Source organism: Shewanella sp. MM_2022_3 (assembly GCF_022557375.1).
In the GTDB taxonomy this organism is placed as follows: Bacteria; Pseudomonadota; Gammaproteobacteria; order Enterobacterales; family Shewanellaceae; genus Shewanella; species Shewanella xiamenensis.
Genome location: NZ_JAKZGV010000004.1, coordinates 47,191 through 66,459 on the forward strand (window position 1 = coordinate 47,191; position 19,269 = coordinate 66,459).

Below are 19,269 nucleotides of genomic sequence, written 5' to 3' on the forward strand. Positions count from 1 at the left end.
ATTATTTTCCTCCTAACGCTTTGTTATTTTGAATGAAGCTCGGTTTCAAAATGACAAAGAGATAGGTACTTAGAATGGCGAACAGGCAGAAATATTGTAGTGTTCCATGCAGGCGTTCCCGGTTGGAACGGATGATCTGTGAGATGGGGTTTTCATCTGCAGCATGCTTAGCTGACATAATGCCTCCTTGATTTATTTAGAGCGAATAATAGTTAGTGCTATAACTATAATAAGATCTTTATTAGCAAAATATCAAGTTGAAATGCCCAGTTTGCATACTTTCGATTGGCATAAAGTAAGAGAAATTGATTTGAATACTGATAAATTTACCTGTGCTTTTAACCGATAATTGGGGCGAAAGAGTGGGATGTTGAGAGCGGATAAATAGGCTTGATGGCTTATCGTTGAACATAAAAAAAGCGGCGCTGAGAATATCAGAACCGCTTCGATAAAATGCAACATTCACAGGCTATTGAGCCTGATTTAAAACTTGAGTCATGCGCTTAGCGCATAGTCACAAATTCCTCAGCGCCAGTGGGGTGGATGGCGACAACGGCATCGAAATCGGCTTTGGTGGCGCCCATTTTCATGGCGACGCCAAATCCTTGAAGGATCTCATCCATACCAAAACCAATGCCATGAATACCCACGACTTTCTCTTCTTTACCGGCGCAGACCAGCTTCATCTTACAGGCTTGGCGGTGGCTAGTGACGGCGGTATACATGGAGGTAAAGCCTGAGGTGTAAACCTTCACATTATCATCACCATATTGCGCGCGGGCTTCAGGCTCGGTTAAGCCCATAGTGCCAATCGGAGGATGGCTAAAGACCACGGTTGGGATTTGGCTGTAATCCATTTTGGCATCGCTCATGCCGTTAAATAGGCGCTCAGAGAGTAAGCGACCGGCTTTAACCGCTACTGGGGTCAGCTCCACGCCGCCCGCCATAATATCGCCCACGCAATAAATGCCTTTGTGGGTGGTATTTTGCTGCGCGTCGGTAATTACATAACCTTTGCTATCCAGTTGCACATCGGTGTTTTCTAAGCCGATATTGCCCGTTGCGGGTGAGCGGCCAATAGCCCAAATCAGGCAATCAACGGTCACGCTTTCGCCATTTTCGAGGTTCAGAGTCAGGCTGTCGTCGGCATTTTTGACCACAGATTGTGGGACGCTGTTGGTGTGCAGGGTTGGGCCTTCGGTCTTCATGGCATCGACGAGGGCGTCGATCAGCATAGGGTCGAAGTTACGCAGCGGCGCATGTTTACGCACAAACAGGTGAGTCTCACTGCCAAGTGCGTGCAACACGCCCGCGACTTCGACGGCGATATAGCCAGCACCGACGACAGCGACACGTTTAGGTTGTTCGCGCAGGGCGAAGAAACCATCGGAATCAATCCCGTATTCTGCACCCGGAATGTTAGGGATAGTAGGTGCGCCGCCAGTGGCGATCAGGATATGGTCAGCCGTGTAGTGCTCACCATTCACTTCAATCGTGTTGCCATTAACGAAACGGCCATAGCCATTCAGCAGGGTGACTTTGTTATTGGTAAAACCGCGACCGTAGGCCTCGTGGATGCGACCAATATAGGCTTCGCGGCTGTTTACTAAGGTGTTCCAGTCGAATTTGTTGACTGAAACATCAAATCCATAATCTTTGGCGTAGAGGTTCATGGCTTCGGCGATATGCGCACCATACCACATGACTTTTTTGGGTACGCAGCCCACGTTTACGCAGGTGCCGCCAACATGTTTTGCTTCGATGAGTAGAACTTTAGCGCCACGCATGGCAGCTCGGTTAGCTGAGGCGATACCGCCGCTGCCTGCGCCTAGGCAGATATAGTCAAAATGTTGAGCCATGAGTTTCTCCGTCTAACTCTAAGAATGAGGTGCTTATTAGCAGAAGGTCATTGTAGGTTGGAATGGGTTTGCAGACCAGCCCATTAGGTTGCTTTGGTATAGACCTTGTTTTGCCGCAAAAAATCTCAGCAAAGCACCTACTTTATCTTTGGGCGGTTAGCTCAAGCTTAACGGCGATATTGGCAGCGATAGTGATCGTCTTGGTTTGGCCCTTCTGCGCCGCATTTGAGGCATTGCCACTCCTGCTGACGGGCACTGAGCTCATCGGTCTGATAGCTTGCGGCTTTGTCGGGGCGGTTGCCAATCTGGGTCTCGAGTTGTGACATGCGGGCATTGAGCCAGCGACAACTAGGGTCGTTAGCGACCCTTTCTCGGCTGGCGAGTTGTTGCTTGCGGCTCTGCTTTTTCTTTTTCGATGACGTCGATTTTGCCTTATGGGTATTTGTTTTCGCAGGCATATTGTCAGTGTCTATCACGGGAGATTGGTAATCTAAGGCGCTTTGTTGAGCCGGGAGCGGAAGCGGTTTCCCCTCACTGTCGAGTAAGGTTCCTAAAGGTAGGGGCTCAGTTGTGGCTGGTTTGGATAATTGTTCTAATTCTGGCTCGGCAGCAAATGATAATAAGCCATAAAATATCAATAAGATAAATGTATTAGAGAACCATTTTATATGATGCGTTAACATTCCCTGTTCCTCGCTTAATTTGAGTCGTTCCATCGACTTCTTGAGTGTAGTTAGAGTGGGGAGAGTTTGCCAAACGCAGAAGCGTGCTTAAAACTTAGAAGCTGATATTGAAATGGATACCCGCATAGGTTTGATCCTGTGAGCTAAAGTCGCCATTGGCGGCGGCTTCTTGCTCAATATCGTTCTGGGCAATGCTGTGGCTAATATGGCCACTGAGACTCATATTATCGGCCAGATCATAATTCGCCTCCAAACCAAATTGGAGGTGATTACGGCCATTGTGGTCTTCTGTTCGATATTTAAAATCAAGTCCTTGGGTTATATAAGGAGCGAGAGTAAAGCCTTCACTCAGTTGCCAATAACTGTGCAGACTCAGCTCGACAAAATAGCCGGCAGCCTCGGTGGAATACACATAATTTACCGAGGGGACTAACCAAGGGGCGGCGGTGTAGGCTAATTCTGCGAACAGTTCGTTATCCTGACAGCGACTGCTGCTATAACCTTCAATCCGCTGATAACCAAGATTCGCTTCTAAATGTTCACTTAAATCCAAAGCGTATTCTAGGCCAATATTCCACTCGGTATAGGCTTGGCTATCACCACGGCCAACGAGGGCATAGGTGGTGAGATTGCCGTATTGAATACTGGTATTCATCCAATAAATACCGCCTTCAGCCAAGTTATTGCGCCCCTGCGAAACATACTTGCTATCCCAGCCTAAATCGATGTTAGCAGTTAAAGGCACGTTAGCCGCAGATAATTTGCTGTTTAATATCCCTTCGGTTTGCGCCAAGCTCTCGTTGGCCAAACATGGATGGCTAAAGCAAACTAAGCTAATGGCGCCTACGGCGCTAATGATGGATTTAACTGATGCAGCCATAAATAAGCCAATCTAATTGAAAATATAGAATATGCACAGATGTTAGCCTATATACATATAAGCGTTAATGAGAATGGATTTGATTTGCGATCAAACTATCAAGATTCAAAGGGTAAATTTAGTGTAAATCCTAATTGAGAGCTGGTTCACTTTTTTATTGATGAAATGGCGTTAGGCCTACAAACGAAGATAGCAATCGATTTTCTCGCCTTGATAAATTGAACATAAGCCCTTATTTATTAGCTACACAGATTGTAGAGGAATCATTATGAGCAACCCTTTGCTTAACGGCGCTGCATTACCGCTTTTTTCACAGATTAAACCTGAACATATTCAAGTTGCCGTTGAGCAAGCCATTGCTCAGTGTCGTGCCAAGATTGATGAAGTGCTGCAAAACCCTGGGCCTTTTACGTGGGATAACTTAGTCGCCCCGCTGGAGCAAGTAGATGATGAGTTAAGCCAGATTTGGTCACCCGTCTCCCATATGAACTCAGTGGTGAGCACAGATGAATGGCGCGCGGCCCATGATGCTTGTTTGCCACTGTTATCCGAATACGGCACTTACGTTGGCCAACACCAAGGGTTATACGAGGCTTACAAATCACTGCGTGCATCGGCAGAGTTTGCTCAATTAAGCCAAGCACAACAGATGGTGATTGAGCACAGCTTACGGGACTTCGAGCTTTCGGGTATCGGCTTAGACGATGCGCAAAAACTGCGTTATGGTGAAATCGTTAAACGTCTTTCTGAACTTACCAGCGGCTTTTCCAATCAACTGCTCGATGCAACCCAAGCCTGGACTAAGTTAATTACCGATGAGGCAGAACTCGCGGGCTTGCCCGATTCAGCTAAAGCGGCCGCAAAAGCGATGGCCGAGGCCCGCGAATTAGAGGGCTGGCTATTTACCTTAGATTTCCCTTCCTATTTACCTGTGATGACCTACAGCGAAAACCGCAACTTGCGTGAAGAGTGTTACCGAGCCTTCGTGACTCGCGCCTCGGATCAAGGTCCAAATGCGGGCGAATTCGATAACGGTCCATTGATGGATGAAATTCTCGCACTGCGCCATGAATTGGCACAGTTGTTAGGCTTTGATAGCTTTGCCGAAAAATCCCTCGCCACGAAAATGGCTGAAACGCCTGCGCAGGTGATGGCCTTCTTAAATGAATTGGCGCTGCGTTCAAAAGACCAAGCCAAGGCCGAATTAGCCGAGTTAAAAGCCTTTGCACTGGAGCATTATGGTGTGAGCGAAATGGCTTCTTGGGATTTAAGTTTCTACGCTGAGAAATTACAGCAACATAAGTATGAGATTTCCCAAGAGTTGCTGCGCCCTTACTTCCCTGAAGATAAAGTGCTATCTGGCTTGTTTTACACTGTCTCACGCCTATTTGGCTTAAAGATTGTTGAGCAAACCGAGTTTGACCGTTGGCATAAAGACGTGCGTTTCTTCGATATTTTTGACGAAACGGGCGAGCACAGAGGCAGTTTCTATTTAGACTTATACGCCCGCACTGGTAAACGCGGCGGCGCTTGGATGGATGATTGCCGCGTGCGTCGTCAAACCGCCAATGGCTTACAAAAACCCGTTGCCTATCTCACTTGTAACTTTAATGGCCCTGTGGATGGTAAGCCTGCGCTTTTCACCCACGATGAAGTGACGACCTTATTCCATGAGTTTGGCCATGGCATTCACCATATGCTGACCAAAATCGATGTTGCTGGCGTGTCTGGTATCAACGGTGTGCCATGGGACGCGGTCGAATTACCTAGCCAATTTATGGAAAACTGGTGCTGGCAAGAAGAAGCCTTAGCGGAGATCTCCGGTCACTACGAAACCGGTGAACCTTTACCAAAAGCGATGCTAGACAAGATGTTAGCGGCGAAAAATTTCCAATCCGGCATGATGATGTTGCGCCAGCTGGAGTTTTCACTGTTCGATTTTAGGCTGCACCACGAATATGACCCTGCAAAAGGCGCGTGTATTCAACAGACCTTAGACGAAGTGCGTCGTCAGGTGGCCGTGTTAATTCCGCCAGCATTTAACCGTTTCCAACATGGTTTTGCGCATATTTTTGCTGGCGGCTATGCTGCGGGTTATTACAGCTACAAGTGGGCCGAAGTGCTGTCGGCGGACGCGTTTTCTCGCTTCGAAGAGGAGGGCATCTTCAATCCTGATACGGGCCGTAGCTTCCTGCACAACATCCTCGAAATGGGCGGTTCTGCTGAGCCTATGGACTTGTTCAAACAGTTTATGGGACGCGAGCCGAGTATTGATGCGCTGCTGCGCCACTCTGGGATTGCCGCTTAAGCCATACTAAATAGCTGTGCTTGAGCATAAAAAGGCGCCGAATGGCGCCTTTTTTGTGAGCTAGATCTCGCTTGCCCTCTGGTATGACCTCTGTTAGCCTGTGGCTCTTCTTTTTAGGGCGACTGCATATGAATCTGTATTTCCGTTTGTTTTGGTTGTTATTTTGGCGCACGCGCCATTGCCGTAAGATTGATTTTTTGGGGACGAGCCGCATTACTTATCGCGCGTTGCCCAGTGATTGCGATATCAATTTCCATCTCACTAACTCCCGTTACCCAGCGTTTATGGATCTGGCCCGCACCTATATGTTGGCCGAAATGGGGTTGCTGAAGCGTTTCCTCAAATTAAAATGGATGCCAATTGTTAACGCCGCCGAATTTACCTATATCCGCGATATCAAGCCCTTAAAAAAGTTTGAGATTGAAACCAAGGTCGTGGGCTGGGATGAAAAATATTTCTATATTGAACAACGCTTTATCAGTGAGCGCGGCCTGCATTGTATAGTGCATGTGCGTGGTGTATTTGTGTGTAAAGGTAAGCAAGTGCCTTTAGAGGTATTAGTTAAAGAAGCAGGCTATACCGATCCAGCTCCAGAGTTACCGCCCGAAGTCGTGAAATGGAAAGCATTTTTACAATTAAAGAAAGAGCGTAATCTTTAGGACGCGCTGGTACTAGGGAATACTCCTAATCCCAGTGTCTTCTTCCATTTCGGCTAGTAGCACTTCTTCAAGCACGAGTGTCCAGGCGCCGCGAAGCTGCGCCTGTTGCCAATAACGGACTAACTCATCTAAATCCAATAGGTTTAAGTGAGCAAAGCTGTAGCTTAAGCAGGGGATCAGTGCACAGTCGGCTAAGGTAAAACTGTCGCCACACACCCAATGATTTTGACTAAGATGGCTATCTAAGCGTTGAAATTGGGTAAGCATTTGTTTTTCAATCTGCTTGATTTCGAACTCATGCCCATCAGGGGCATACTTTAATTTTTCTAATTGGAATAGTGGGTTATTGATATCAAAATCAATAATGCGATCGAATAGGCGCACCGCCAAATTCCGTTCAGCCTCCGCGGGTAATAACTCTGTACCGTTTTGAAAATGCCTGTCTAAGTATTCAATAATAATGCTGGATTCGGGGATCAGTTGGCCTTCTTGCGTTTTGAGCAATGGCAGTTTGCCAGGAGGATAAAATTGCTGGAAGGCCTTGCGTGCCAGTGGGTCGCGTAAATCAGTGATCCGCGGATAAAAGTTCGCTTGTTTCTCATAGAGAGCAATTAATACTTTCTGTGAATATCGTGATAACGGATGATAGAAAAGCTCCATAGGTACCGACCCCATAACCACTGCATTTTTGACTCTACGCCTTAACTTTAGTCGGTATCAACATGCGTGCAGTGGGAATTTCTTCAAAGGGCCAGAAATGGACGTAAAACAGGTTTTCCATACGGAATGATCCCCGTGGGCTCAAATTCGGTACTATTAACGCCTAGAAACGCTAGTGAAATATCGATAATCAAAGGTAACAGCATGAGCCAATTAGAAAGTTTCTCATCCATCTATGCCAGAGCGAGTGAGCGCAAAGGCGGTAAAAAGGGACTCGAAGCCTTACTTCCTGGGTGTCTAACGAGTGCTGAAATTCGTCAATACGATGATGCTACGCTGCTTTCGGCCATGAGCCGACAAGTGTTCCAGAGTGGTTTTGTCTGGCGCGTGGTCGATAATAAATGGCCTGCTTACGAAAAATCCTTCTTTCATTTTGTGCCCGAGAAGGTATTAATGTTGTCACCCGAGCAGATCCAAGCTCGCGCTGCGGATGCGACCTTGATTCGCCACCTAAAGAAAACCCAAGCAATTTATGATAATGCTTTGATGATCCATGATATTGCCCGCGAACATGGCAGCTTGGCTAAGCTGATTGCTGACTGGCCGACCGAAGATATCGTCGGACTCTGGGCGTTCTTAAAGAAGCGCGGCGCTCGTCTCGGTGGCAATACGGGGCCGTATTTCTTACGTGGAATCGGTAAGGATACCTTTTTGTTAACCGATGATGTGCAAGGCTATTTTAAAGCGCACAAGCTGGTAGATGCCGGCTTTAGCTCGCAAACGGCGTTAAAACAGGTACAGGCCGTGTTCAATCAATGGCAACAGGAGTCGGGCCGTTGTCTTGCGGATATCAGCCGGGTGTTAGCCTGTAGCGTGGGTGATAATCGTATTTAGATAAAAAAAGACCAGCCAAATTTGGCTGGTCAAGGCTCGATATTTCAAGCAATTGGAGTACTGCAGGGAAGCAGCGGGATGAACGTATAAGCAAAAAACAGGATTAGAAACTTTTACTGATCCCAATGACGACTCTGTCATCGAAGATTTCAGTTTGTGTACCATAGACTTTATGGTCAGTGTCGACAGTGCTGCCGTGGTAGCGTAAATCGAAGTTAAGGCCGTAATAGGCTTTGCTTAAACCTATGTTCCAGTGGCCCCAACCTTCGGCGCCATCACCAGTGAGATCTTGATAACCCACAGATGCTGAGATTTTTACACCGTTGTCAAAGCTATAGCTGGGGTGTAGAGCGTAGTTCACCCCGTGCCAGCCATCGACACCAAACCAGTCATCCACCGTTGGGGTGACTTCGAGTTGCAGATTGGCTCGACCGAATTGTTTACCCACTTTTAGCCATAATTCGGTGTAGTTGGAATAGGAAGCTCCGGGGTAAAGGTATGAAAACAGCATGACATCATAGGTAAAGCCAGAATCGCCAAACTCTCCCGCTTTACCAATAAAAGGCGCGGTAACAATTTCTAAGTTTGGGTCAGCAAACTTAATGTTGGAGCTAAATACCCCAGCATACCAACCTTGATTGTGGTTCCAACTTAATGTGCCTTGGACGACCGGAATATCGCCATCTAAGGTCTCGGATTCACCACGAAACACATAGTCCGAAGCAAAATTAACATTGCCGTTAAGGGTGCCACCAAAGAGTTGATTATCTTCAGCAGCGTGGGAGCTGGCCGCCAAAGAAAGTAACGCCCCAGTGAGCAGCAATTTAGTACGAGTCTTCATAATCATCATCTCAAAGTGATTGGAAATTGTTAGCGCACCTATATCGTAAAAATAAATTGTTAATAGCGGTGCCGCCTGGGATGAACCAATAACGAAAAGATATGAATGAATGTGAATAAGCAGCGAAATAACAGGGTCAATAAAAGCGTAATTTATAAAACTGCATTTTTTTGGGAAGCTGAGTTTCATTAAATGGGGTGCAAAATGTAATATCCAATTTGCGCTATACAACGCTTGGTCATAAAATGTCGCGTCCAAAGGTTTGAATATCTATTCGTTTCCCTGACCCATTTGTAACAAGGATTTACGTAGCAATAGTATGCATTCGGATAGCAAGGTATGGTCATTCCATGCTTGATCCAATATGACCACACAAGGGTTATATATGCACAAAACCTTATGTAAAAGCTTGTGCTAATATGCCCTAGCTGTATCAAATAAATGTTTACTCAGGTTAATCGAGTATAAACATTTGTGTCGCCAAACATGTTTGCAACATTTTTGATATAGAGTAGGCTGAATAAGTGCTTTGTATCGTATAACGCTAACAATCTTATCTACAGTTAACATACTTCTTAAATAGGATAACAATTCTACTAATAAGGTATTGGCAAAGGTGTGAATATTTTCATTAGTTTACACTTTTGTTTGTTTATCTTTCTTGTTGATCCTTATAGGGTATACGATAAGTAATAGCTTTGATTTTAGTTATAATTATGGCCGTGAAATCATCCATATTGTGTGAACACGGTGGCGTTAAAATTTAAAGGAGTTCTCATGCGGCAGACAATTAAACTTGCCTCAGTAATCAGCGTGGCGTTGTGGATGGCAGCTTGTAGCCCTCAAGAGGATAAAGCCGCTCATGGCGGCGCGGGGCCGCAGAGCATGGAAGTTGGGATAATTAAAGTGGAAGCTAAGCCACAGGTTATCCAAGTCGAGTTACCGGGTCGTAGCAAGGCATTTCTTGAAGCCGAAGTTCGTCCTCAAGTGAATGGCATTATCACTAAGCGTAGCTTTGTCGAAGGCGGCAATGTGAAGCAAGGCGAATCTCTTTATCAAATTGATTCTGCGCCTTATAAAGCCGCACTTGTCAGTGCAAATGCTGACTTAGCTCGAGCAAATGCAAGCCTTGCTTCTGCTAAGGCAAAAGCGGCTCGTTATCAGCAGTTAGTTAAAACTAACGCGATCAGTAAACAAGATTTCGACGAAGCCGAAGCCGCTTACAAAGAAGCGCTGGCCAGCGTGACTGTAGCAGAAGCGGCAATCAATACTGCGAAAATCAATCTTCAATACACTGAAGTATTAGCGCCGATTTCAGGCCGTATCGGTAAGTCGAGTGTAACAGCGGGTGCGCTAGTCACGGCTAACCAAAGCCAAACTCTGGCAACCATTCAACAGCTTGATCCTATCAATGTGGATATCGCTCAATCGAGTGCTCAGCTGTTACGCCTAAAAGCCAAACTGAAGCAAGGTAAGCTGCAGGCGGCGGACAACGCTGACGTGCAGTTAGTCTTAGAAGACGGCACGATTTATGGTCACAACGGTAAGCTGCAATTTGCTGAAGTGAGCGTGGATGAAAATACTGGCTCAGTGATCCTACGCGCCGAGTTCCCTAACCCAGATGGCATCTTACTGCCTGGCATGTATGTTCGTGCTGTATTGAATACCGGTACCGATCCTCAAGCCATTCTAGTCCCGCAAAAAGCCATTACCCGTAACGCTAAGGGTCAGGCCGTGGCGATGGTGGTGAACGATCAAGGTCTAGTGGAAGCAAAAATTGTTACCACAGCGGAAGTTATCGACAATCAATGGCGTATTACTGCTGGTTTAGAAGCGGGCGATAAGTTGATTGTGGAAGGATTACAAAAGATCCGTCCAGGTGCACCAGTCACCACCAAAGTTATTTCTGAAACCCAAGCAAAATAGGGCATAGCTATGGCACGTTTTTTTATTGATCGTCCCATCTTTGCGTGGGTGATCGCCTTAATCATTATGTTGGCGGGGATTTTATCGATCCGATCCCTGCCAGTCTCGCAGTACCCCAGTATTGCGCCACCGACAGTAGTGATCAGTGCGAACTATCCAGGTGCATCGGCCAAAATCGTTGAAGACTCAGTAACTCAGGTGATTGAGCAACGTATGAAGGGTATCGACCACCTACGTTATATCGCTTCAACCAGTGATAGCTTTGGTAACGCATCGATTACCTTAACCTTTAACGCTGAGGCCGATCCGGATATCGCGCAGGTTCAGGTACAAAACAAGTTACAGGGCGCAATGACCTTGTTACCACAAGAGGTTCAATCTCAAGGGGTTAACGTTAACAAGTCAAGCTCTGGCTTCCTTATGGTATTGGGCTTCGTATCGACCGACGGTTCTTTGGACAAGGGCGACATCGCCGACTATGTGGGCGCTAACATCCAAGATCCTATGAGCCGTGTACCGGGCGTGGGTGAAATTCAGATTTTCGGTGCTCAGTACGCGATGCGTATATGGTTAGACCCGCTGAAACTGACTCAATATAACCTCACTAGCTTAGATGTGGTGAGTGCTATCCGCGCGCAAAACGCACAGGTATCTGCTGGTCAACTCGGTGGTACGCCATCACTGCCAGGACAAGAGCTAAACGCGACCGTATCGGCACAGAGTCGTCTGCAAACGCCAGAACAATTCCGCAAGATTATTCTTAAATCCGATACGTCGGGTGCGAACGTGTTCTTGGGTGATGTGGCGCGTGTCGAGTTGGGTTCAGAAAGTTATGCCGTAGAGTCTCTGTATAACGGTAAACCTGCCTCGGGTATTGCGATTAAGCTGGCAACCGGTGCTAACGCCTTAGATACGGCGGCAGCGGTTCGCGCTAAAGTGGAAGAGTTGCGTCCCTTCTTCCCTGCTGGGTTAGATGTGGTTTACCCCTACGATACAACGCCATTCGTTGATAAATCGATTGAAGGCGTAGTCCACACTCTGCTTGAAGCGATCGTACTGGTGTTCGTCATCATGTACCTCTTCCTGCAGAACTTCCGTGCGACTTTAATTCCAACAATTGCAGTACCTGTGGTATTGCTGGGTACCTTTGCGATTCTGTCGGCAACGGGCTTCTCCATCAACACCCTCACCATGTTTGCAATGGTACTGGCGATTGGTCTACTCGTGGACGACGCGATTGTGGTGGTTGAAAACGTTGAGCGGGTGATGGCCGAAGAGGGCTTAAGTCCACTCGAAGCGACCCGTAAGTCGATGGATCAAATTACTGGCGCGTTAGTCGGTATCGGTCTGACCTTGTCTGCGGTATTCGTACCTATGGCGTTTATGTCGGGTTCTACTGGGGTAATTTACCGTCAGTTCTCGATCACTATCGTTTCTGCGATGGCGCTGTCTGTGCTGGTGGCCTTGATTTTAACCCCCGCACTCTGTGCGACGATGCTCAAACCGTTGAAGAAGGGTCATGGCCATATCGAAACGGGTTTCTTCGGTTGGTTTAACCGTGGTTTCGATCGCTTAACGAACCGTTACGAATCGAGCGTGGCTGGCATTGTGAAGCGTGGCTTCAGGGTCATGATGATTTACGCTGCATTAGTGGTGGCAGTGGGCTGGATTTTCATGCGCATGCCAACGGCATTCTTACCAGACGAAGACCAAGGTATCTTGTTCACGCAGGCAATTTTGCCAACCAACTCTACCCAAGAAAGCACCATGAAAGTGTTAGAGAAAGTCTCTGATCACTTTATGGCTGAAGAAGGCGTAAGGTCGGTATTTAGCGTGGCGGGCTTCAGTTTTGCGGGTCAAGGCCAGAACATGGGTATTGCCTTCGTTGGCTTGAAGGATTGGTCAGAGCGTGAAGCGCCAGGTATGGATGTTCAATCCATTGCTGGCCGCGCTATGGGTGTATTCAGCCAAATGAAAGAAGCCTTCGTATTCGCCTTCGTACCGCCAGCTGTAATCGAGTTGGGTACGGCCAATGGTTTCGATATGTACCTGCAAGATAAAAACGGCCAAGGTCACGATAAGTTAGTGGCGGCGCGTAATCAATTGCTGGGTATGGCAGCTCAAAATCCAAACCTTGTGGGGGTTCGCCCTAATGGCCAGGAAGATGCGCCAATTTATCAATTGCACATTGATCATGCTAAGTTGAGCGCATTAGGCGTTGAGATTGCTAACGTTAACAGTGTGTTGGCAACGGCTTGGGGTGGTTCTTATGTTAACGACTTTATCGACCGAGGCCGTGTTAAAAAGGTATTTGTGCAAGGTGATGCTCAATACCGTATGCAGCCAGAAGACCTAGACACTTGGTATGTGCGTAACAACAAGGGCGATATGGTGCCGTTTTCAGCCTTTGCGACAGGTTCTTGGGAATACGGCTCACCACGTCTAGAACGTTTTAACGGTTTACCTGCGGTGAATATTCAAGGCGCAACAGCACCTGGCTTTAGTACTGGTGCGGCCATGAATATTATGGAAGACCTAGTTAAACAGTTACCACCGGGCTTTGGCATCGAGTGGAACGGCTTATCCTATGAGGAGCGTTTATCGGGTAACCAAGCGCCTGCGCTATATGCGTTGTCGATTCTGGTGGTTTTCCTCGTATTGGCTGCACTGTATGAGAGCTGGTCAGTTCCGTTTGCGGTAATCCTAGTGGTTCCGCTAGGTATTATCGGTGCCCTGCTGGCGATGAATGGCCGTGGCTTGCCAAACGACGTGTTCTTCCAAGTAGGTCTGCTGACGACTGTTGGCTTGGCAACCAAGAACGCCATCTTGATTGTGGAATTTGCGAAAGAGTTCTACGAGAAAGGGGCGGGTCTGGTTGAAGCGACGTTACATGCTGTACGTGTGCGTTTGCGTCCGATTCTGATGACATCGCTCGCGTTTGGTTTAGGGGTTGTGCCGTTAGCCATTAGTACGGGTGTAGGTTCAGGTAGCCAGAATGCCATCGGTACTGGTGTACTTGGCGGTATGATGAGTTCGACGTTCTTAGGTATCTTCTTCGTGCCACTGTTCTTCGTTATTGTTGAGCGGATCTTTAGTAAGCGAGAGAGAAAAGCGAAAGACGAAAAGCCAACATCGGCGGAGTAATCTAACACTTTAATCAAAGCCCTGTATTTACAGGGCTTTTTGTTGGGCGAAAAATATTATCGTTATAAGGATGGATAGCTACCTTGAATCAATTCGGGCATATTAAATGAGTCAAGATAAAAAGGGAGCAGGTGATGTCGGCAGTCAGTAAGGATCAATTAATCAAATTAGAGGCATCTCTCGCAAAGGGAAAGTGGTATTTCATCTTGGTGATTGGCGTACTGTATTGGGGGAGTGTGACGTCACTTTTGGTGGCGGGGTTTCAATACTTCACCGCTGAGACGCCATTTTGGCAGGCAATGAAAGTCGCACTATATATTTATCCCGCGAGCGGCGTGCTATTTGGTTGGACGCTATGGATGCAGTTAAATCACAGAAGAGATAAACTGCGCGGCAAATGTTGTCCATAATCAATACATAGCGCTGGCGTAGGAGCAAAATCGTGTCATCGGTGAGCAGTCTTATCACTAAGCAACTTGTCGTAGCGATGATTTGCCATGCTATCGCTATTGGCATTTTGGCCTATGGTGCTTATGAGTTTTATCTTAAGCAGCTTGTCGTCCCCGAGCTCATCCGTAGTGTTGCCGTAGCGGTATTTTTTATCGGCATGGGACTCGAACCCAATATGTTTTTTACACCGTTAAGTCAGGTCATGACCCAAGCCGACGATAAGTCGCCTAAGTCGAAATTACAAACGATGGTATTTAACTTTGGGGTTTTCTTACTGATTTGTGGCTTTTTAATGGAATGGTTGTACGACTAGCCCGTTAAATCTGTCCATGAAAAAGGCGCCGAGACTAGCTGCGACGCCCTAATCAACCTCGCGAAAGTTAAACTTGTGCTTCAGGCATCACTCGTGCCTAAGGCGTATAGTAAGTTGCTGCCCCTGGCCCTACTGGTAAACCAAAACCGAATACCCACAGAAAGAAAAACGCCGTCCAGCCGATGAAGAACACTAAGGTATAAGGCAACATAGTGGCGATCAGTGTGCCTATGCCGAGGTTTTTCTGATAGCGACAGGCCACCGCTAAAATCAATCCGAAATAACTCATCATTGGCGTGATTAAGTTAGTTACCGAATCCCCAATACGGTAGGCCGCTTGAATGGTTTCGGGCGCATAGCCAACTAACATCAGCATGGGCACAAAAATGGGCGCGGTAATGGCCCACTGTGCTGAAGCACTGCCCAGCATTAGGTTGATAAAGCCGCACAGCATAATAAAAAACAGGAACAGGATTGGCCCTGTTAACCCTATGGATTGCAAGGCATCTGCGCCCAGCACGGCTAACACGGCGCCGAGATTACTCCAGTTAAAGAAGGCCACAAATTGTGCCGCAAAGAACACCAGTACTATATACAGTCCCATTGTACTCATACTGTGCGACATGGCATTGATAACGTCTTTATCGTTTTTAATGCTGCCAACGAGCTTGCCGTAGACAAAACCCGGGATTGCAAAACAGATAAAGATAAAGGCGACGATGCCTTTGAGGAAGGGTGAGCCCGAAACCAGACCGGTTTTAGGATCGCGCAGTGGTGCACCCTCTGGCACGACTGACAGCGCAAGGATTACCGCTAGCACCAGCATAGATAACCCCGCCCACTTGAGGCCGCGTTTTTCCAGCTCAGTGATATTGCCCATGGATTGATGCACGCTTTCATCGGCATCATCTCCCTGATACTTGCCCAGTTTCGGCTCGACAATTTTCTCGGTTACAAAGGCGCCGAGGAAAGTGATCACAAAGGTCGAGACAAACATAAAGTACCAGTTAACCTCAGGGCCGACGTTGTAGTCGGGGTCGATCATCCGCGCCGCCGCTTCAGTTATGCCCGATAACAGTGGATCGACAGTACCGAGCAGCAGATTTGCGCTGTATCCCCCTGATACTCCTGCAAATGCCGCGGCTAAGCCTGCTAACGGATGACGGCCTAAGGAATGAAAAATCATCGCCGCCATGGGAATTAATACCACATACCCAAGCTCTGCCGCGGTGTTTGACATAATTCCCGCAAACACGATAGTCACTGTCACTAAACGCTTAGATGCACCCATAACGAGTGCGCGCATGGCGGCGGATAATAGTCCTGAACGCTCGGCGATACCCACACCCAGTAGGGCAACCAGAACCGTGCCCAAGGGGGTAAAACCGGTAAAGTTAGTGACCAAGTTGGACACTATCATCCGCAAGCCTTCGGCATTCATCAGGCTGACCACATGGATAAGTCCATCGGCACCTCGGCCGTGGGCGCCCTCGGGGCGTGGATCGGCCACCGTCAACTCAAAGTAGCCAGCAATGCCAGACACCAGAATCACGGCGACACAAAATAGAGCAAACAGGGTAATAGGGTGTGGCAATAAATTACCTAACCGTTCGACAATATTCAGAAAGCGTACAAACCAGCCACTTGAGCTGATGTCATGTGGGGGCTGTGTCTTTATGGGAATATGATTGGATTTCAAACTCATGCCTTGCCTCTGTCGACCTTTGCTAGCGCATTTTTTATCCGTGAGCTGAATCGATGCGGCGTGACTTGGCTGAGGAGCCTCTCGCTCAAGTGATTGGATTAACGCTAAGGTAAAAGTGAAAAAATTGGCCGAAAAGTATGATGCTTGTGCTTTAAATAAAACTTAAATGTGGCTAGAGCAGTATGTAGGCAGATTTTGGATAAAAAAATGGACTCACGGGGAGTCCAGTATTCACGAGCAAAAAGGTTGCTCTAAACGTTGTGCAAATTAACTATAGCTTAGTTTTTCTGTATCCAAGCTGAATGTTTTCAATCAATTCGGGTTTAATCTTGTCACAAAAAATCTTGGGTCAGATGCTCTTACCTGTGCAGTAAAAGATAACATTTCATTGCACTAGCTAACGCTTTAGATGAAATTCTTGCTTATTTATGGTTAGCTGTAGCCATTAAAAACAATAATAAACACTAAGGATGGAAGATGGACAAACTGTTACTGGGATTAGCGCTGATTTTTATCGTGACCTATCTTTGGTATGTCAGCCTAGTCAAAAAGCGCAATACCGCCCTTGAGGCTCTGTCGGGGATCGATGTGCAGTTGGCTAAACGCGCCGATCTCGTGCCCAATATCCTCAAAATCGCCAAGCGATTTATGGATCATGAAAAGTCATTGCTCACTGAAATTACTGAGCTACGCACGCAATTAACCCGTCATTACAACAAGACTGACCCCAATGCGGTTAAAGAGCATATTGCACAAGCCGAGCAATTAAACGACAAAATGGCTACCTTGATGGTTAATGTTGAAAACTATCCCGAGCTGAAGTCCGACAACACTATGCTTGAAGCCATGCAAACCTATAACGAGGTCGAAGCACATATTTCGGCGGCTCGTCGTTTCTATAACTCAGCGGTGTCGGAGTTAAATACAGCCGTTGAAATTTTTCCTGGGTCGATTATTGCGTCAATGGCTAAGATTAAAGTGATGCCATTTTATGAAGTCAGTGAGGCATCTAAAGCACCAATAGACGCCGCAGATTATCTGTAATCTTTAATATTTGCGGGGGCAAAATGCCCCCGTAAAATAACGATCTCAATGAATATACTCACCTTTATCTTGGGTAGTCCCATCAAGGCCCAGCGACAGACGGTAAAACTGTCGGCAGAGCCTGCGGATAGGGAGTCGCTGCAACAGTATTATGATTCCCACCTTGCACCGCTTGCTGCCCGTTATGAAACCAAGCGCGTAGCAAGCCTGAAGGCAACACGTCAACGCTTGTATCTCAGTTTAGTGATTGTTGCAGGGCTCGTACTATTAACGATATTGGGACATAGCCGTGGGCTGGTGTTGTTTCCGCTACCAATCATTGCACTACTGTTATTAGGTTTTTGGAGTTTTACCCCGACAAGGCAGTTTACGCGTCAAGTGCAGCAAGAAATCTATCCCATCATGTTTAAGTATTTTGGTGAAGACTTTATCTACAATCGCGAGATGCGCCTTGATATAAATCGGCTCTCGGCGGCAAAAGTCTTACCTCATTACGACAAGGTGAGTTTTGGTGACTATATTCACGGTCAATACAAAGGCGTAGAACTAATCGTCAATGAGTTAACCCTGACCAAAGATGTGCGAGTGGAAGAGTGGGACGGTAATAAACGCAGAACCGTAACCCGCACTGAAACCCGTTTTCGCGGCACTGTGGTCGAGCTCAGTAGTCACAAGCAGTTTATCGGCCATACCGTGGTATTAAAGGATCGTGGCGGATTAGCGAATTTCTTATCCGACAGTCATTCGGGGCTGCAAAGAGTGCGACTAGAAGACCCCTTGTTTGAAAAAGAGTTTGATGTGTTTTCAACAGATCAAATTGAATCACGTTATTTGCTCAACACCGCTTTTATGGAGCGATTACAGCAACTGGCAAAGGTCTTTGCTGGTGATATCCAATGTGCCTTCTTTCGCAACCGGCTGATCCTATTTTTGCCCAATCGTAGGAGTCGTTTCCAAATGCGCTCTATCTTTGATAGTGCGAATTTTTCGACAGAATTTAGCCAGTTAAACCGTGAGATGAAGCAACTCTTTGCTATTATTGAAATACTTAAACTAAACGAATACACGGGACTTTGATGATAGCAATGCACCAACCACCTACTTACCTTAAGTCGATTGCGCTATATGGGCTCGGCTTATTGTTAACTTGGGGGAGCTTTGCAACCGTGTTCGCCGAAGAGGTCAAACCGACTAAGCCGCGCATTGTGGCGCGCTATTCTGACAGTGGCATCGTCAGCGCGGAAGGCCAAGAAAAATTTAAGGTTTATCAATATCAACAGGCCAATGGCGTAACGGTTTTTACCGATAAAGCGCCATCGAGCAGCGATTACCAGATCCTACTGTACGATTGCTTTGCTTGTCGCCCAGACTCGACTATCGATTGGAATGGTATTCGGTTGTTTACCCGTAATTACGAGAGTTTAATCAGCCGCGCGGCCCATAAACATCGGTTAGATCCTGCACTTATCCGTGCGGTTATCCATGCTGAGTCAGCATTTAATGCTAGAGCGATATCCCGCTCGGGGGCTATGGGGTTAATGCAATTGATGCCCGAAACCGCCAAAGAGATGGGTGTGACTAATGCCTTTTTGCCAGAGGAGAATATTCTCGGTGGCAGTAAGTATTTGGCGCAAATGCTAAAACAGTTCAATGGGGATATTGCGCTGGCCTGTGCGGCCTATAATGCTGGGCCTACAACTGTGACTCAGTACAACGGTATTCCGCCCTATCCAGAAACCCAAGCCTACGTAGAACGGGTGCAAATTCTGCTCAAGCGTTACCGCAGCACTAAGGTATAAGGTTCGCTGTAACTATCGATATTCTGCTTTAACAACAAACGCAGCGGGACAAGTAAAGTATCCGCTGCGCTATGTTGCAGCTTCATAATGTTGAAGCCAATCTG

The 19,269-nt window shown here is 47.0% G+C and carries 17 protein-coding genes; 10 read left to right on the plus strand and 7 right to left on the minus strand.

The window, feature by feature from the left end; translation table 11 throughout:
- Nucleotide 1: 1 nt before the first annotated feature.
- The 4 genes from MMG82_RS03810 to MMG82_RS03825 all read right to left on the minus strand — a co-directional run bounded on the left by MMG82_RS03810 (nt 2) and on the right by MMG82_RS03825 (nt 3,422).
- The gene (locus MMG82_RS03810; protein WP_181159862.1) at nt 2-178 is read right to left on the minus strand and encodes a hypothetical protein; all 177 of its coding nucleotides are present in this window, start codon (nt 176-178) and stop codon (nt 2-4) included.
- A 325-nt stretch (nt 179-503) separates the two neighbouring features.
- Nucleotides 504-1,859: a glutathione-disulfide reductase gene (gene gorA / locus MMG82_RS03815; protein WP_011718767.1), complete on the minus strand. Its 1,356-nt coding sequence runs from the start codon at nt 1,857-1,859 to the stop codon at nt 504-506.
- A gap of 167 nt (nt 1,860-2,026) precedes the next feature.
- Entirely contained in the window at nt 2,027-2,542 is a 516-nt protein-coding gene (locus MMG82_RS03820; protein ID WP_241406485.1) for a hypothetical protein, read from the minus strand.
- A gap of 94 nt (nt 2,543-2,636) precedes the next feature.
- Nucleotides 2,637-3,422: a hypothetical protein gene (locus MMG82_RS03825; RefSeq protein ID WP_241406486.1), complete on the minus strand. Its 786-nt coding sequence runs from the start codon at nt 3,420-3,422 to the stop codon at nt 2,637-2,639.
- A 268-nt stretch (nt 3,423-3,690) separates the two neighbouring features.
- Between MMG82_RS03825 and prlC the strand changes: the two genes are divergently transcribed.
- A complete protein-coding gene (prlC, locus tag MMG82_RS03830) occupies nt 3,691-5,730 on the plus strand; it encodes an oligopeptidase A (RefSeq protein ID WP_144345341.1) in 2,040 nt (679 codons plus the stop codon).
- Nucleotides 5,731-5,858: 128 nt separating this feature from the next.
- Complete coding sequence (locus MMG82_RS03835) at nt 5,859-6,389, plus strand: thioesterase family protein (protein ID WP_037423843.1); 531 nt, start codon at nt 5,859-5,861, stop codon at nt 6,387-6,389.
- A gap of 12 nt (nt 6,390-6,401) precedes the next feature.
- On the opposite strand, the gene MMG82_RS03840 is transcribed toward MMG82_RS03835, so the two are convergent.
- Nucleotides 6,402-7,049 (minus strand): glutathione S-transferase family protein, encoded by a 648-nt coding sequence (locus tag MMG82_RS03840; RefSeq protein WP_037423840.1) that lies wholly within the window; start codon nt 7,047-7,049, stop codon nt 6,402-6,404.
- Nucleotides 7,050-7,253: 204 nt separating this feature from the next.
- Here MMG82_RS03840 and MMG82_RS03845 point away from each other — a divergent pair, with 204 nt between their 5' ends.
- A complete protein-coding gene (locus tag MMG82_RS03845) occupies nt 7,254-7,943 on the plus strand; it encodes a DNA-3-methyladenine glycosylase I (RefSeq protein WP_037423837.1) in 690 nt (229 codons plus the stop codon).
- A gap of 103 nt (nt 7,944-8,046) precedes the next feature.
- Here the strand turns inward: MMG82_RS03845 and MMG82_RS03850 are convergent, their stop codons facing one another.
- Nucleotides 8,047-8,793: a TorF family putative porin gene (locus MMG82_RS03850; protein WP_099458477.1), complete on the minus strand. Its 747-nt coding sequence runs from the start codon at nt 8,791-8,793 to the stop codon at nt 8,047-8,049.
- A gap of 768 nt (nt 8,794-9,561) precedes the next feature.
- Between MMG82_RS03850 and MMG82_RS03855 the strand changes: the two genes are divergently transcribed.
- The 4 genes from MMG82_RS03855 to MMG82_RS03870 all read left to right on the plus strand — a co-directional run bounded on the left by MMG82_RS03855 (nt 9,562) and on the right by MMG82_RS03870 (nt 14,617).
- Complete coding sequence (locus tag MMG82_RS03855) at nt 9,562-10,710, plus strand: efflux RND transporter periplasmic adaptor subunit (protein WP_037423834.1); 1,149 nt, start codon at nt 9,562-9,564, stop codon at nt 10,708-10,710.
- Nucleotides 10,711-10,719: 9 nt separating this feature from the next.
- Entirely contained in the window at nt 10,720-13,854 is a 3,135-nt protein-coding gene (locus tag MMG82_RS03860) for an efflux RND transporter permease subunit (protein ID WP_047535559.1), read from the plus strand.
- A gap of 134 nt (nt 13,855-13,988) precedes the next feature.
- Entirely contained in the window at nt 13,989-14,264 is a 276-nt protein-coding gene (locus MMG82_RS03865; protein WP_172590706.1) for a hypothetical protein, read from the plus strand.
- 32 nt (nt 14,265-14,296) lie between these two features.
- Complete coding sequence (locus MMG82_RS03870; protein WP_229777818.1) at nt 14,297-14,617, plus strand: hypothetical protein; 321 nt, start codon at nt 14,297-14,299, stop codon at nt 14,615-14,617.
- A 97-nt stretch (nt 14,618-14,714) separates the two neighbouring features.
- On the opposite strand, the gene MMG82_RS03875 is transcribed toward MMG82_RS03870, so the two are convergent.
- Nucleotides 14,715-16,322 carry an AbgT family transporter gene (locus MMG82_RS03875; RefSeq protein ID WP_241406487.1) on the minus strand — a complete coding sequence of 536 codons (1,608 nt, stop codon included), beginning with the start codon at nt 16,320-16,322 and terminating at the stop codon, nt 14,715-14,717.
- Between the two features lie 477 nt (nt 16,323-16,799).
- Here MMG82_RS03875 and MMG82_RS03880 point away from each other — a divergent pair, with 477 nt between their 5' ends.
- Genes MMG82_RS03880 through MMG82_RS03890 form a run of 3 tightly spaced genes read left to right on the plus strand, consistent with a single transcriptional unit; the run spans nt 16,800 to nt 19,165 of the window.
- Nucleotides 16,800-17,366 (plus strand): LemA family protein, encoded by a 567-nt coding sequence (locus tag MMG82_RS03880; protein WP_037423819.1) that lies wholly within the window; start codon nt 16,800-16,802, stop codon nt 17,364-17,366.
- A gap of 48 nt (nt 17,367-17,414) precedes the next feature.
- A complete protein-coding gene (locus MMG82_RS03885) occupies nt 17,415-18,443 on the plus strand; it encodes a DUF3137 domain-containing protein (RefSeq protein ID WP_172588792.1) in 1,029 nt (342 codons plus the stop codon).
- The gene (locus MMG82_RS03890; protein WP_037423814.1) at nt 18,443-19,165 is read left to right on the plus strand and encodes a lytic transglycosylase domain-containing protein; all 723 of its coding nucleotides are present in this window, start codon (nt 18,443-18,445) and stop codon (nt 19,163-19,165) included. Before MMG82_RS03885 ends, MMG82_RS03890 begins: the two co-directional genes overlap by 1 nt.
- Nucleotides 19,166-19,269 lie beyond the last annotated feature (104 nt).